Raw genomic sequence first — 14,848 nt, forward strand, 5'->3', positions numbered from 1 at the left:
ACTCTAAAAGTCCCTTTGGGAGAAGAAATTCCATTAACTGTCGATAGTTCTGATCCAAGTTGTTGCTTCTTAATGAGCTGCAAAAAAACAACTTTTTGATCTTCCCCCCAAGTTTTCAACTTGATCCCTTACCTGACGGGCCATTAGCTCAAAAATGAAATTAACTTTTTTGGGTCGAAGTGTACCATTTTTGCGATTATACAAAACTCCCTCAGAAAATAGTAGGTTTTGCAGTATTTCCTTATCCCCCACATCACAGGAATCCCATACAGTAAGGAGTTTCCGCGAAAAAGCTACCGAATCAAAAAGGTCTTCTTTGTGGGTCGAAATGCTATTGGCACATTGCTGTAATAATTTGGAAATTTTAAGCCGCTCATCCTGATAACGGGAATGGAACTTTTCAAAGGTATCTTTACTCATTTCCCCCAGTGCATAGTACCTTTCCTCTATTGCATCTATCTTTTTATTTATTTCCGTTAACTGAACCTTTAGGCTTGCCTCCTGGGCAACAATGTCCTTAGTGATTTCATTGAAATAGGCCGAAAGCTCATAAAAGATTACCGGAATAAGTGGCTCTTTTACTCCGTATTGCCCAAGCAGATTCCCATAGCTTTCATGAAGCTGATCCGCATTCTTATTACAGCAGCAACCATTGGTTCTGCATTTATAGTAATAAATTACAATAATGCCTGTTCGGGTTTTCTTTTTTCGTGCATAACCAGTCATCGGTTGCAGGCAAACATCACATCTTACATGAATTTTAAGCGGGAGGTACTTGTTCTCCCTTTCATGGGGTACTCCATATTGAGGACTACTTATATGGATGTCATTCACCTTCAAAAAAAGCTCCTGGCTGATTAATGGTTCGTGGTTTCCTTGTACTACTCGTCCATCCAACAAGCCGTGATTGATTAAACCGCAGTAAAATGGCTTTTTGAATATTTTGGTAAGCTGCTGCTTGTACATCTTTACACCCATGCCCCTGAGCCGCTTAATAATTTCTTCATTCTTCATGCCTTCCGATTTCCATATAAACGCCTGCCTGATCTTTTTGCCTACTTCATTTACTACAATTGTACGCTGCTTACCTTCTTTAATTACACTGTAACCTTGTGGTACCCTTGTTACCCAGTCACCTTTCTCAAATTTTCCGGTCATGCCATCAATCATTCTCCTTCTTCTCACTTTATTCTCATAATTACTTTGCAAAAATTGCATTTCCTGAAAATACACTCCGCTATCATCCTTCACACTAACCGGCTGGGCAATGGCATAAATAGCCACACCATATTTCTCTCTCAATTCTTTGGCTATACCAATCCCACCGGCACCACTTCGACTGAACCGATCAATCATATACACCCATATCTCACTAATCTTTTTACTATTACCACCAGCATTATTCTTTTTAACAAATGCCAGCATTTTCTGAAACTCCTTCCTTTTATCTGTTTTCGCGCTTTCGTGTGTACCACCGAATGATTCTAAAATGATCTTCCCCGTTCGTTCTGCATGTTCTTTAAAATACTTGTTTTGGTTTTCAATGCTCATGCCATCCAACTGCTTCTTTGTAGATACCCTGGTAAGGGTAACTACATAAGGTGTCTCATGCAATGGCTTCGTGTGTTTTTGCTTTACTCCAAATTGGCTGAATAGATTAATATCCGTTTTCATGCTGCAATATTTATTGTGTTTTTGAAGTTTTCTTTTTGGCGTTCATTCTTTGAATGCGTGGTAACAGTAAACTGATAGAGTACCTTACAAAAAAGCCGAATAGAATGGATGATTTGCTGCGCTTCTTCGTCTGGTATATCAAGGCCGGATAACTCCCGCAATTTCTCGGGAGTAAGCGGCGGCTGGCCGTTCCGGTTTATTATTGAGTTTGTTTTCAATGAAATAGGTATTTCTTTCATGAAGCAGTATTTTTACTTTCATGCAATTGATAATCAACATTATATAATTGATTTGGCATTTCCAAATTACAGACATCATTCGCTGCCTGGCGGGTTGACGGTTAGTAATATCCTGGCTAAAGAGTAAAGACTATCTATAATCTCCTCAGCCTGTTCATCTGTCAAATCATGTAACCCGGAGCTACTGCGCAGCAGTTCGGGTGTCAGCGGCTTGGGATTATTAGGGTCGAAACTGGCTTTTTTACTCTTGTTGTGGTTGTCTGTAGATGCCATATCTATTAGTTTTTCAAAGTGATTCAATTGCACATTAAGGAACTCTTTTTACATAAACAAAAACAGCAGCAAATTACATGCTGCCTGAAATAAGATTGTAGCACATCTGTGGGAAAGACAAAAAGCGGCAGCTGTCCTTTGTAAAAGGATAGCTGTCGCTCTAGGCTACATAAGAGGATGGCTACTCGCCGTCGTCGTCCTCCTCTTCGTGATCCTCGATTACATTTTCAATATCACGGATGATGTCCCGCTCTTTTTTTGAGTACTCGACCTCCAACGCGATAGTATCATCATCTTCATCTACTCCTGTTATGGTGTGCGTAATTTCATTGCCTGCGATAATCTCTGCAACGGAGACCATGGCACTTGAAGGAACCTGCAATTCTTTTTTGATTACTGTTGTTTTCATTCGTGTGTATTTTTAGGGTGTAAAAAATATTTGAGATAGCGAATGTACGATGCCCGGAAAAGCTACTTCCACGATTTTGACCGCTTTTCCACAGAATGGTAAAATTTGGTATGAATTGGCAGAATTTGCCACGCCAGATCCACGAGTTGCATATACTGGTAGTGAGCCAGTCAAAAGAATTTGCAAAGTGACCGTTCATCCGGTCCTGAGGGACAGAATCGATCTGTCATATCGTATCGTATCGGCTGGATTGTATATAGCATCTTAATAAATTGGCAAACATCTGGCATAAGTATCCGTACCATTTACAATAAGCGCAGCTATAAATCCGGTAAATTTGCCTAGTAAAAACCTATCACCTGATGGCGGAAAAGAAAAAACAGCATTATGTCTCTCAATTTTTACTCAGAAAATTTGGGAATAAAGACAATGCTACAATGATCAATGCCTATAACCTCAAGATTGGTAAGCTAATTATGCCTACCGCGATTAAAGGTCAGGCGCAAGACAAATTCTACTATGGAGAAGACCTCACTTTTGAAAACTTTCTTTCGGTGGTTGAAGAAAGGGCCGCTCCAATTATACACAGAATTTGCGAAGAGAATACTGTAGCTTTTGGTGAACGAAAGGAGTATTCATTCTTACTTCATTACCTAATGCTTTATAGTTTTAGAACAAAAGCAAACGTTAATAAAACCTTTGACCACTTAAATTCGATGTTCAAGGAAATTGCTCCCTATATTTCCGATTTTGAAAATATAGATTTTGAGCACCTCCGCCTATCGCATCCGGAACCTGCAGCTTATAATCTCGCATACTTTATGGACAATTGGGTGGTTTGTGCAGATCTGGAGTTGTTCTTAATTATAAACGATACCGAAGAAGATTTTATAATCTCTGATAATCCCCTCGTAAATTTCAATCCTTTAATGCTGAGGCGTAGTGCATATCACCTAGCTGAGGGTCTTTTAAATAAAGGACTAATCTTATTTCTTCCAGTTTCACCAAAGCATTGCCTAATGTTATGCGACCCATGGGCATATGATGTTTATTGTGCAGGAAACACGGTGACACTGGACAACATAGATGATTTGAATAATATCAATACTCTTCAAGCGATTTCAGCAGATCAGAATATATATTTTACAGATGGCACAGATGTTCAGCAGCTTGTAGCAACTGCCACCAAAGCTGGCAGTTTACGAGAAAACAGAACAATCAGCGAAATCATTGATCACCCGCAACAAAAAGGAGTTAAGCAACAGTTTGGATACTATGTGAGTCATCGGTTTTGCCCTGAGCTTTCTTTTTTGAGAGAGGGTAAAGAAGCCAGCGTCTATAATATTAATGAACATTCTGATTACACCAGGAATAAAGAAATTGTTGACTGGATAAAGATGGATAAACGAGCACTGCACCGTCCCCAATAATATAACACACTGTATTTTTTATGAAGATGCTAAAAAAACTCAATGCGAACTATGGTATGGATGCTCCAGATTATGGCTCATTCCGGCTACAGATGAATGGAACTGATCTTACAGATAGCCAATCCAAAATTTTTCTCAGTGTGATTGCCGAGCTAAGTGAAGCTAATGTAAGAATTGTCTATCGTGGAGACAAAAAGAATAAGGCTGTTGAAAAGTTTAATCTTACAGTGCAGGCAATTCCGCACGGCTTTAATGATTATATATTTCTGTTTGGAGAAAAAGGCCGTTATTTTTTAAAGGAGAAAATCACAACAGCTGGAACTAACACGTATGGAATCACGGATACTTCAGAAGGCTTTCTTACAGTAATCTTTGATATGTTACATGCTATTTTTACCCGCGACAGATACGCCTTTCCTGTTAAAGCCAGCCTTGATAAATTTAAAAAAGATCACCCAGAATTTATTAAATACTTTATTAACGAAGATAATAAGAAAGACTTTGTATCCCGGATAACGAGTGCAGACAGAAGGGTTAGAATCCGCGCCAGAGACTACTACCTGACACTACTTCATCATTTTGGCAAAAATGAATTCTACCCCGTTTCATTTTTGTTATCCGCGACTACCAGCTTCCAAGTGGCCCAAAAATATGTTGCAAAGGAGATCACGGATGAAAATGATATTATTTTCTTTGGATGGGTTCCTCTAGGACAACGAACAATACTGTACACCTGGACCAATCACTGGCGCGAGAAGATTGTAAATGAGCTCGGACTCCCGACATTCAGTCGCTCAATTTATCCTAATCAACAGGAAATATCCTTGAAAGGTGGACTGTTGGCTCATTATACAATTGGCTACCTATACACCCGTAATGGGCAAAAACATTTTGAGGTCAATCCCTGGTTGTTTGAAATCAGGGAGGAGAATTGGCCTAAAAATGGATTCCCTGTGGATCAACATAGCTTTGATGAAAGAATAAAAGACACCTTATTAAAAAGGGCCTTTTTTATAGATAATGATGGGGATTACGGGGAATATTGGTAATAATGAAATTGTGTTACTAAGCTTAAAAAGTTTTTCTAAGTGATAAATACCACACCGGCTTGATCGGCAAAAAAGCGGTGCAAAGCATCTTCTGCTGCAATGGTCCACTGGTGAGCAATGTAGTGTATCGCGCCTTCTTTATAGCAAGGGCATGGTTGTAGTTGCTGTCCATGCAGTTGCAGTTTTCATACGAGTTGTTTATAAACACGCCTCGCTAAAACGTACATGAAAAATATTTCGGCCTCGCCGCAGGCTTCATGTAACCGCCACTCTAGCCCTCGCGGGGCCCGACAGCAAGCAACACTAACGCCCACGGCGAGGCCGCAGGCGTTTAGCTGTTGACTTGGCTGCTGTCGTAAAATGTTGCGAGTATTTGAGTGGCAGCCTCGTTATTAGCTAAACGCTAAAAATTTATCGTTACAAAATTCCGTCCTGATTACAGGAAGCAATTTGAACAGCAATGTTACAGGATGCAAATTAAAAAATCTACCGTTTAAAGACGGTATCTGTTTTTGGAGCTTCGATAAAGTGATCAAATCCGAGTAAAAGCAATCATTTTTTAATCATTTTCAAATCACGGGCAAATGGAAACCAAATGGTGCTCAAATAGAAGTCAAATGGCAGACAAATGATTTTTGACTTGTGCTGACTCGTCCTGTGACTCGTCCTGAAATAGGTTGACACCTAGATGAGATAATCCTGATTTTAGTTTACACCTGTTTCTATTAGTCCTTGAAAAAGTTTACACCCCTTTCCGTTAATCCTGAAAAAGGTTTACACCTAGGTGTCTCGTCCTGATATAGGTCTAACTCGCCCCAAATGACACAATTAAGGGACTGAATAAAAATCCAGCCCCGTTACCTACCATACCATGTACATCATTCTGAATTGGTACAAGGATAGACATCCCCGCACGGATCATAACACCCCTTGATGAACCACAAATAAGCATTCTTGAAAAATCACATTGCAACCTCAACTTATCGTATTCTATACGCTAATCTTCTTCCATAAAAAGCTGCTCAAGGTATTCAGCTACTCTTTCGTATTTTTTCCACTCCGCTGCAGTCCTTCTTTTAGGCCTAAACTGATTGGGCACCTCATAGCCAATAAGGAAATTAAGCTGCTGATAATCGAACGCATCTTGCAGTTCCTTCATATAGTCCCCGTATATCTTCTCATGATACCTTGTAACCTCAATACCGGGCCAGACCGAAGGAACTTTTAATGCCTTATTTACTGCTTTACTTTTCATATTTTAAAACAAATCCACTGAGTAGAAATCCAGCGGAATTTCATACATCCAGCTTGTTAATGTTATACGTGATTTTAATCAGATTCTATCGCGATTCGATTATCTCGCAATAGGCCGCGTAATAACTATGAATAGCGCCCGCAACTAAAATGCTATTCAGTTAATAAGTCCTGGTATTCGTGTAATAAGTATTGCTGATAAACTTCCAACACGAGAAATGTTAGTTTCAGAATCATCTTTTTTTCGGGAACAGTCAGATCCTGCACAATCTTGTCTGTAGGGTTCCTGTTCTGCATTTTTCTAAACATTACGACAACAGACCAGTCCATCTCCGCCATCAATATTTTCCTCCAGAAATACGGCAAGTTGAATGTGCGTTTATTGATGTCGTCTAACAGATTTTCGGACAATGGGCCTGATGGGAATAACTCTCTAACGCCCTTTCTGTCAAACTCGTTGAAAAAAGAGAAATAAGGATCGGTTTTCAGATTTTCACTTGGCATCTAATTATAGTTTTGGGTGACAAATCGTTTTAAATGATTGTTTGGAGGAATGATCCCACGTCTTATTCATTTACTTCAGGACTGTGCAGCATTTGCAATAAAGGCGGCACTATTATATAGGCGGCATCCATAAATTCCGTCATTCGGGAATAGAAAGACATCATGTTACTGCGGTCATTGGCACTCCATGCATCTGCATTAGGGCTAGCCATAGCAGTCTCCAGCAAGTTCCACATGGTCGATTTTACCTCCGCTACCTCAGGGTACCAGTCCATAAACTGTTTTATGTTTTCAATAGATTGCGACATAATGAATACTTTTAAGAAGTAGATTAGTGCGTGTCTTTGGGCAATAGGATGCCGGGCCAGGATAAATATCCTGGCAGTTGTTTGCATACGTAGCCTCAAGGTTAATACCATTACGGATACGAAGAACTCATTCTATGAGGTAAAAGGCATTTGCCGCTCAGCTATGTGGAATAGTAAGGTAACGGCAAAATGTTGGAACGCTGTTTTGCAAAAATATGTTGCAGCTATTGACGGGTTTGGAAAGTTTGCTTAACTTTTTCATAATTTTTGCGGGTTATAGTGAGTAATGAGTTAACAGGAAATCCGCAAAAAAGCGCGGGTCTCCTTGCCGCCAGGAGGGCCGTAGGAAGCCCAGGGTACGGACAAGAAGCCCACGCTATGGCATGGGCCTCCCATCCTCATCTTCATACCCTTGAAAATTTCCTACGTTTTCCTGGCGATATGAGAATAAGAAGCGCTATATCTCAATTTGGTCGGCAAATATAATAATCTGCCTCTCAATCCAAGTAAATAGCATTCAATATGACGAATATAGTAAAAAGATTGTTTTGTATGCTTATTCTAATACAAAATATTTTAAGAATTATCCCAAATTGCCCGGCATGGTGCCCAGTGATGATAAAATAGTATATGTACATCTTGGAGAAAGGATAAAGAAGGCAAGAACTGACAAGGGACTAAGCCTTCGAGAACTGGCAGCCATCTGTGATGTAGAGCATAACACCATCCACGAAATTGAAAGAGGGACACTGAATTTTAGATTTTCCACGATTATTAAGATTTCAAAGGGATTGGAAATTCATTTGCATGAACTTTTGAAACCTCACTAGACTTATTAATAAATTTTAATAACTTTATCTATGAACTCCAAATAAGGCCCCACTGTCTCAATAAGTTGTAACACACAATTTTACCTTATCTGTAAATAATTTTTAGAAATTGGGACATGAACGTATAGGCACTTTACCCAAATCCGAGAGGTGGCGTGGGATTGTTAACAGTATTAGTAACTATGCTCATACTGACAATACAATAGTTGATATTGCAGCTCAGACTACAAAGAATGTACGGTACCGTTTTCAAAATATTGAAGACGATGGCGGTGTTTTTGCCGCATTCAAATATGTTCTAACACTAGCCTTCGCTGCAAAATCAGAAGATGCATTTGCTAAACTGGCGCAACAAGGGATTGAGCTGCCTAAAGATTTTAGTTTATACGATCTTGCCTTATCTATACAGAGCTATGTTGCTCAAAATGCAGAATCAAAGGAATATTCTGCTTTTGCGACACAATCCATGCTCGAAACGATTGGTCAATGGGCTAAACACAATGAAACTAGCCAGACAGTATTATTCGATTCTAATGACAAAGGACTTGAATTATGGCAAAAAGCTGCAAACGGTGCAGGATTTTGCGAACTTTCGAGGTTATTCTTTGCAAAGTTTACAGAGCGGTATTTGAAATATTTTCTGGAACGTGAAGCGGCAGCGAGCATTAATAGTCTTTACGAGCGTACTCAATTCAATAAAAACCTGGAACAGCATGTCGAGCGAATTTCAAAGCATGCATTTGAAACTTCAAAAATTGTTCAATCATTTGCCGCCGCATGGTTTAATAAAGAAGTGAAAGCAAAACTGCCCACTGACAGGAAAATCCAAGGATTTTTATCGTTTGCGTTTAAAAAAATCAATAGTGAATTAGTCAGAGAAGAAACAAAAAATGAGTAGTACAAACAGCCACATAATCTTATGTGGCGGAGCTACTCCACCACGTAAGGCAAAAAAAATCCCCGACAGCCATGTTCACAAATTGAACATTAATCCTGCAGCCCCAGGACATAATGTAAATTTGGAATTACCTCACTTTGTTAAATCGGTGAACTGTTATTTCCTTGATAGGATAAAAGATTTACTAGAAATCGCCGGTTATGTATATGCTGCTGATAGGATGATTGGCAGAGGTGGTACTGACAGATTGGAATATCATAGCTGGTCACGTGAGTTGCATTTCATCATAAAAGTTAGAGATGCTGCATTCTGGAGTGATTCTAATGTTGGGCAGGCCTTAGCATCAGCTTTAACATTTGTTTCAGGTGATAAATCTTATAATTTTACTTTTCAGAGTGGTGGCAACGATATTGGTCAACGTAACCTCTACGACCACGAAAGTATCTCCTTGGATAAAAAGGACAACTCCATAATTGCGCTCTTTTCTGGTGGACTTGATTCTTTAGCTGGTGCTCTTGAAACCCTGACCACTACTGACAAGAATCTAATTCTTATTAGCCATCGTTCTAACTCAACGGGCGTTGCAAAAATCCAGAATGACATTTATGGCCTTCTTGATAAAGACTTTCCGGGCAGAATACAATATTTTACGTTTTATTGCAATCTACATGGTGAACGTGCAGTTGAAGAAACCCAACGCACACGGATTTTCCTCTATACAGCAATTGCTTATTCATTGTCCACTCTTGCCTCCGAAAAGGAAATCTATGTTTTTGAAAACGGCGTAACCTCACTAAATTTCTCAAAACGCGCAGATCTTATTAATGCTCGCGCAAGCCGTACTACTCATCCCAAGACATTAAAGTTACTGGAAGATTTTTATTCCATAGTTGGTGAAGAAAAGAGGCCCATAGTTCATCCTTTTCTGCATAACACAAAGACTGACATTTTCAATAAAATTAAAGATGCTGATAAGCTATCGTACATTAATTCGACCATTTCTTGTACAAAAACTTTCCTGAGGTTTGAAAACAATTCACAAGCCTCTCACTGTGGTGGATGTTCCCAATGTGTCGATAGACGCTTAGCCGCCTTTGCCGCCGGTCTGGAAGAACATGATGCCATATATGATGTTGATATTTCCAAAGACCCAATTAATAATGCGGAAGCTCGTACTCATGTATTTGATTACATCCGCTCTATTGTGCGTTATAGTGAACTAACCGAGTTAAATTTTCAATATGAAATGCTGGCAGAGATTGCAGACATAATCCCCTATTTAACAGGCTACCGTCCTTCAGAAAAGGCTTTAACTATATATGCGCTACTAAACAAACATGCGACACAAGTAGCGCATGCAATAAAAAGGATCCAGGGACTACAGGATCCACTAAAGCCCAAGATTGCCAATACGCTTAACGCTTATATAGATGACCGAGTCTATTTACGCCCACCAGTTGAGGGGCTTATAAAATTAATTAATAGTAAGCTTGCCGTTGCTGTTCCTCAGGCATTTGAACACGAAAAGCCCAAACATGAAAATGCATTAAATGACATGATACATGCACTATTGGAAGGAGAAAGCGGCAATTATAACAGGGAATATCCTGCATTTAAATTTTCAATTGCAAAAGTTATTCCCGACCACTCTTTTGTCGATTATCATCTATTGATTGAAGCAAAATATTTACGTGGCTCTACCTCCAAAGCCGCCATTACTGACCAAATCGGGGCTGATATTACAAAGTATCCTCAGGATAAGCATAAACTATTTGTCATTTACGATCCAGAACGTAAAATAGCGAATGACCCTTTATTTGCTAGCGATATAGAAAAACATCCGAATTGCTATGTTAGTATCATTAGATGAATTGGCCTGGTAAGATGAATTACTTGTAGCCCGTATCCAATTTTTCCACTCAATATCCGATAAAATGGAACCTTCACCCAAAGAACTACAGGAAATAAAAAGCATTCTTGAGCAGGAACATGGTCGAGAGTTCACTTGGGAGGAGGCAGAAAAAGCCTTTCGGGCTATACAAGTTCTTGCTGAAATAGCTTTAGATGCTGCTAGTGAAGAAATCCGACGTGAAAATTTGTTTGAGCAGTCTCCCAAAGGATTTCATCTTGACAAAACTGGTAGTTGCGTGATTTGTGGAAATGTAACTTCAGGAGAGGACTCATGGTATGATAAACATGGGCTGAAATGCATGGCCTGTCAGGCAGCAGTCGACAAAAAAATCATTCCCGTTTCTGTTATAAAAAATCGTGAAAACTGGTATTCAAAGTATGACCTTGAAGATTATTTCAACCTGAAGGGAGCTATGTTAAAGAAATATATAAAGCAAGGCCTTCTCAAGGAGAGAATCATTCCTGGTGCAGGAAAGAAAATTCATCTTCAACTTTTTCTCATAATTGATAATAAAGAAACATTACCTCCTAAAAAACTTCTTAAATCAAGAACTGTAAAGGTGCAGCATAAAGGTGAAGAATATTATGCTACAGAGAATTGGTATGAGTTTGCTTCTCCTGCTACTTTAAAGAAGTTGTCAAAATACAAAATTATACACTGCTTACCAGAAACTTTGGCGCAGCCTATAGAAACTGGAAGATTTTTGTATAAAGAAATAAACCCTCTATTGGGCCCGTGATGTGACCTTTATGAAACACTATTTATTGGCAGATGCATGCTCGATGAATTATTAATTTCAAGCGGCCATATAATTACACCACTCTACACTTACTACGTATGGGACTTGATAGCACCACTGGACACAAAACATTAGACAGATTTCTTATAAGTTTGTGAAATTGGTTTGATTTTTATGATTAAATAATATAATATTGTCAAAAACAGACAAGTCAAAAATCGGAAAATATGCGCTTCGGGGAGAAAATAAAATCATTAAGAGAGCAGAGTGGCTTATTTCAAAGAGAAATAGCAGCTGAGCTTAAAATAGATACTCCCATGTATAGCAAAATTGAAAGCGGCACAAGAAAAGCCAAACGACAGCATGTATTGCAATTGGTGAAATTCTTCAGATTAAAAGAAGAAGAACTAATGTCAATTTGGTTGGCAGATCAGATCATTGACTTGTTGAAAGAAGAGAAGTATGGACAAAGCGGTCTTTTAATAGCAGGCAAAGACCTGTATCCAAGTAACAATGTTTGGCAATAACAAATAATCTTGAGTAACGAAAAACAAACCAGGAAAGAAATCATTGACACCCGTTTACAACAAGCGGGTTGGAACGTTATGGACCGCACACAGGTTATTGAAGAATTTTCCATTGCTATAAATACTAATGAACTAAATGAACCTGATATCCCTTATGGCATACAGTTCAGCGACTATGTGCTGTTGGGTAAAGATGGCAAAGCCTTAGCGGTTGTAGAAGCCAAAAAAACCGCTGTAGATGCTGCTATAGGAAGAGAACAAGCCAAACAATATTGCTACCATATTAAAAACGAACAAGGCGCATTGCCCTTTTGTTTTTACACGAATGGTTACGACATTTATTTCTGGGACATAGAAAATTATCCGCCTCAAAAAGTATTGGGATTTCCGTCGAGAGAAGACTTAGAACGCTACGCCTACATACGCAAAGCCAGAAAGAATTTAGCCAGTGAGCTAATCAATACAAAAATTGCAGGCCGCGATTATCAGATAGCCGCCATACGTTCCGTTATGGAAGCTGTTGAAAAACGTAAGAAGAAATTTTTGTTGGTGATGGCTACGGGCACCGGTAAAACAAGAACCTGTATTGCCCTAGTAGATGCTTTGATGCGGGCCGGTTGGGCGGAAAGAACTTTATTCTTGGTGGACCGTATTGCCTTACAAGATCAGGCATTGGATGCGTTTAAAGAGCATTTGCCGAATGAACCTCGCTGGCCACACCAGGGCGAAACAAAAATTGCTACGGACAGGCGCATTTATGTATCTACCTATCCTACGATGTTGAATATTATCCGTAATGAGCATAATCCCCTTTCCCCGCATTTTTTTGACCTGATTATAGTAGACGAAAGTCACCGGAGTATTTACAATACTTACCAGGAGGTGTTGACTTATTTTAATACTATCACATTGGGGCTTACAGCCACACCTACCGATGTGATAGATCATAACACCTTCCAATTATTCGAATGCGAAGATGGGCTGCCTACTTATGCCTATTCGTACGACGAAGCAGTGAATCATATACCGCCTTACTTGTCCAACTTCCAGGTAATGAAAATTAAGACCAAGTTCCAGGAAGAAGGCATTAATAAAAGAACCATTTCGCTCGCAGATCAAAAACATTTGATGTTGGAAGGCCGTGATGTGGAAGAGATCAATTACGAAGGAACGGAATTGGAGAAGACCGTCATCAACCGTGGCACCAATGCGCTCATCGTGCGGGAGTTTATGGAAGAGTGCATTAAAGATGCAAATGGCGTACTGCCTGGTAAAACCATTTTCTTTTGTATGACTAAGGCTCACGCACGACGCCTGGAGCAAATATTTGATGCGCTCTATCCCGAATACAAAGGCGAACTGGCAAAAGTATTGGTAAGCGACGATCCGCGGGTATATGGGAAAGGTGGATTGTTAGATCAATTCACGAATCAGGATATGCCTCGCATTGCCATTAGTGTAGACATGCTGGACACAGGTGTGGATGTACGTGAAATAACTAATTTGGTATTTGCCAAACCTGTTTATTCCTACACCAAATTCTGGCAAATGATTGGTCGTGGTACTCGTTTGCTGGAGCAAAATAAAATTAAGCCTTGGTGTACCGAAAAAGACGATTTCCTGATATTGGATTGCTGGGATAATTTTGAATACTTCAAGCTAAACCCACAAGGTAAATCCTTACAGTTGCAAATACCTTTACCCGTTCGCTTGTTTGGCCTACGGTTAGATAAAATAGAAAAAGCGCTGGCCCTTGGAGAAAACGCCCTCGCTGAAAAAGAAATCGGCAAACTTAGAAAACAAATTGCGGCCTTGCCTGCCAATTCTGTTGTAATACTTGATGCACGAAAAGAATTGCATCAACTGGAAGACGAACACTTTTGGAATTACTTATCAGCCGATAAGATAGAATTTTTAAGAATCGTAATTAAACCGTTGCTGCGAACCGTATCAAACGCCGATTACAAAGCCATGCGTTTTGAAAAGGATATTGTAGAAGTTTCGCTGGCACACCTTGCACAGGAGAAGCAAAAATTTGCTACACTGAAAGAAAGTATTGTGGAAGAAATTGGCGAACTGCCGCTATCAGTAAATACAGTGGCGCAAGAAGAAAAATTGATACATCAAAGCCAAACCAATCATTTCTGGGCAACGATCAGTGAAGAAAAACTGGATGAGTTGATTGAAAAACTGGCGCCGCTCATGTATTTCAGAGACTCCACTATTATTCCATTATTAGGACCGGCAAAATTCAATCTGCAGGATGCATTACATGCCAAGGAGTATGTGGAGTTCGGCCCGCAACACGAGTCATTGAGCATTGCGCGCTATCGTGAACTGGTAGAACAAAAAGTAAATGAATTGGTAGCAGCCAATCCGCTAGTACAAAAAATAAAACGGGGCAATAGTCTTACTGACATAGAAGCAGGGCAATTGGTGGAAATGTTGCATGACGAGCATCCCCATATTACGCTGGATCTGCTACGCCGTGCATACAATCACCGTAAAGCGCAATTGTTGCAATTTATCCGGCATATACTTGGCATCGAAGTGCTAGAGTCCTTCCCGGATACAGTATCCCGTTCGTTCGACCAGTTTATTGCAGCGCATAGTTACCTAAACACGCGTCAACTGGAATTTATGAATCTGTTGCGCAGCTTTCTGATTGAAAAAGGTGATGTAGCTAAAAAAGACCTGATAAGTGCACCATTCACAGGTATTCATCCAGATGGTATTCGGGGGGTGTTTTCCAACAAAGAGATAGACGAGATTATTTCATTTATACAACAATTAGCAGCATAA

Annotated in this window: 16 protein-coding genes; 8 read left to right on the forward strand and 8 right to left on the reverse strand. The window is 39.6% G+C overall.

Annotated features, from left to right (window positions below):
- Nucleotides 1-69: 69 nt before the first annotated feature.
- The 4 genes from GO493_RS14645 to GO493_RS14660 all read right to left on the reverse strand — a co-directional run bounded on the left by GO493_RS14645 (nucleotide 70) and on the right by GO493_RS14660 (nucleotide 2,595).
- Complete coding sequence (locus GO493_RS14645) at nucleotides 70-1,674, reverse strand: recombinase family protein (RefSeq protein WP_157306954.1); 1,605 nt, start codon at nucleotides 1,672-1,674, stop codon at nucleotides 70-72.
- Entirely contained in the window at nucleotides 1,671-1,913 is a 243-nt protein-coding gene (locus GO493_RS14650; protein ID WP_157306955.1) for a hypothetical protein, read from the reverse strand. The genes GO493_RS14645 and GO493_RS14650 overlap by 4 nt, the downstream gene beginning before the upstream one ends.
- Nucleotides 1,914-1,988: 75 nt before the next feature.
- Nucleotides 1,989-2,186 (reverse strand): hypothetical protein, encoded by a 198-nt coding sequence (locus GO493_RS14655; protein WP_157306956.1) that lies wholly within the window; start codon nucleotides 2,184-2,186, stop codon nucleotides 1,989-1,991.
- Nucleotides 2,187-2,367: 181 nt separating this feature from the next.
- The gene (locus tag GO493_RS14660; RefSeq protein ID WP_157306957.1) at nucleotides 2,368-2,595 is read right to left on the reverse strand and encodes a hypothetical protein; all 228 of its coding nucleotides are present in this window, start codon (nucleotides 2,593-2,595) and stop codon (nucleotides 2,368-2,370) included.
- A 362-nt stretch (nucleotides 2,596-2,957) separates the two neighbouring features.
- Between GO493_RS14660 and GO493_RS14665 the strand changes: the two genes are divergently transcribed.
- Both GO493_RS14665 and GO493_RS14670 read left to right on the forward strand, forming a co-directional pair.
- Nucleotides 2,958-4,025, forward strand: coding sequence for a DUF4238 domain-containing protein (locus GO493_RS14665; protein WP_157306958.1), 1,068 nt, complete (start codon nucleotides 2,958-2,960; stop codon nucleotides 4,023-4,025).
- A gap of 20 nt (nucleotides 4,026-4,045) precedes the next feature.
- The gene (locus GO493_RS14670; RefSeq protein WP_157306959.1) at nucleotides 4,046-5,074 is read left to right on the forward strand and encodes a hypothetical protein; all 1,029 of its coding nucleotides are present in this window, start codon (nucleotides 4,046-4,048) and stop codon (nucleotides 5,072-5,074) included.
- 22 nt (nucleotides 5,075-5,096) lie between these two features.
- Here GO493_RS14670 and GO493_RS14675 read toward each other — a convergent pair whose 3' ends face one another.
- The 4 genes from GO493_RS14675 to GO493_RS14690 all read right to left on the reverse strand — a co-directional run bounded on the left by GO493_RS14675 (nucleotide 5,097) and on the right by GO493_RS14690 (nucleotide 7,140).
- On the reverse strand, nucleotides 5,097-5,246 hold the full coding sequence (locus GO493_RS14675; RefSeq protein ID WP_157306960.1) for a hypothetical protein: 150 nt from the start codon (nucleotides 5,244-5,246) through the stop codon (nucleotides 5,097-5,099).
- 825 nt (nucleotides 5,247-6,071) lie between these two features.
- Nucleotides 6,072-6,329, reverse strand: a complete 258-nt coding sequence (locus GO493_RS14680) for a hypothetical protein (RefSeq protein WP_157306961.1) — start codon at nucleotides 6,327-6,329, stop codon at nucleotides 6,072-6,074.
- A gap of 152 nt (nucleotides 6,330-6,481) precedes the next feature.
- Complete coding sequence (locus tag GO493_RS14685) at nucleotides 6,482-6,832, reverse strand: hypothetical protein (protein ID WP_157306962.1); 351 nt, start codon at nucleotides 6,830-6,832, stop codon at nucleotides 6,482-6,484.
- A 62-nt stretch (nucleotides 6,833-6,894) separates the two neighbouring features.
- Nucleotides 6,895-7,140 (reverse strand): hypothetical protein, encoded by a 246-nt coding sequence (locus GO493_RS14690; RefSeq protein ID WP_157306963.1) that lies wholly within the window; start codon nucleotides 7,138-7,140, stop codon nucleotides 6,895-6,897.
- A 602-nt stretch (nucleotides 7,141-7,742) separates the two neighbouring features.
- Between GO493_RS14690 and GO493_RS31425 the strand changes: the two genes are divergently transcribed.
- The 6 genes from GO493_RS31425 (at nucleotide 7,743) to GO493_RS14720 (ending at nucleotide 14,848) form a co-directional block, all read left to right on the forward strand.
- Nucleotides 7,743-7,970, forward strand: a complete 228-nt coding sequence (locus tag GO493_RS31425; protein ID WP_157306964.1) for a helix-turn-helix domain-containing protein — start codon at nucleotides 7,743-7,745, stop codon at nucleotides 7,968-7,970.
- A gap of 109 nt (nucleotides 7,971-8,079) precedes the next feature.
- Nucleotides 8,080-8,868 carry a hypothetical protein gene (locus tag GO493_RS14700; RefSeq protein WP_157306965.1) on the forward strand — a complete coding sequence of 263 codons (789 nt, stop codon included), beginning with the start codon at nucleotides 8,080-8,082 and terminating at the stop codon, nucleotides 8,866-8,868.
- Nucleotides 8,861-10,738, forward strand: coding sequence for a PD-(D/E)XK nuclease domain-containing protein (locus GO493_RS14705; RefSeq protein ID WP_157306966.1), 1,878 nt, complete (start codon nucleotides 8,861-8,863; stop codon nucleotides 10,736-10,738). The genes GO493_RS14700 and GO493_RS14705 overlap by 8 nt, the downstream gene beginning before the upstream one ends.
- A gap of 64 nt (nucleotides 10,739-10,802) precedes the next feature.
- Nucleotides 10,803-11,519, forward strand: coding sequence for a hypothetical protein (locus tag GO493_RS14710; protein ID WP_157306967.1), 717 nt, complete (start codon nucleotides 10,803-10,805; stop codon nucleotides 11,517-11,519).
- A gap of 227 nt (nucleotides 11,520-11,746) precedes the next feature.
- The gene (locus tag GO493_RS14715; RefSeq protein WP_157306968.1) at nucleotides 11,747-12,046 is read left to right on the forward strand and encodes a helix-turn-helix domain-containing protein; all 300 of its coding nucleotides are present in this window, start codon (nucleotides 11,747-11,749) and stop codon (nucleotides 12,044-12,046) included.
- A gap of 9 nt (nucleotides 12,047-12,055) precedes the next feature.
- Nucleotides 12,056-14,848, forward strand: a complete 2,793-nt coding sequence (locus GO493_RS14720) for a type I restriction endonuclease subunit R (RefSeq protein ID WP_157306969.1) — start codon at nucleotides 12,056-12,058, stop codon at nucleotides 14,846-14,848.

This window comes from Chitinophaga tropicalis (assembly GCF_009758205.1).
GTDB lineage: Bacteria > Bacteroidota > Bacteroidia > Chitinophagales > Chitinophagaceae > Chitinophaga > Chitinophaga tropicalis.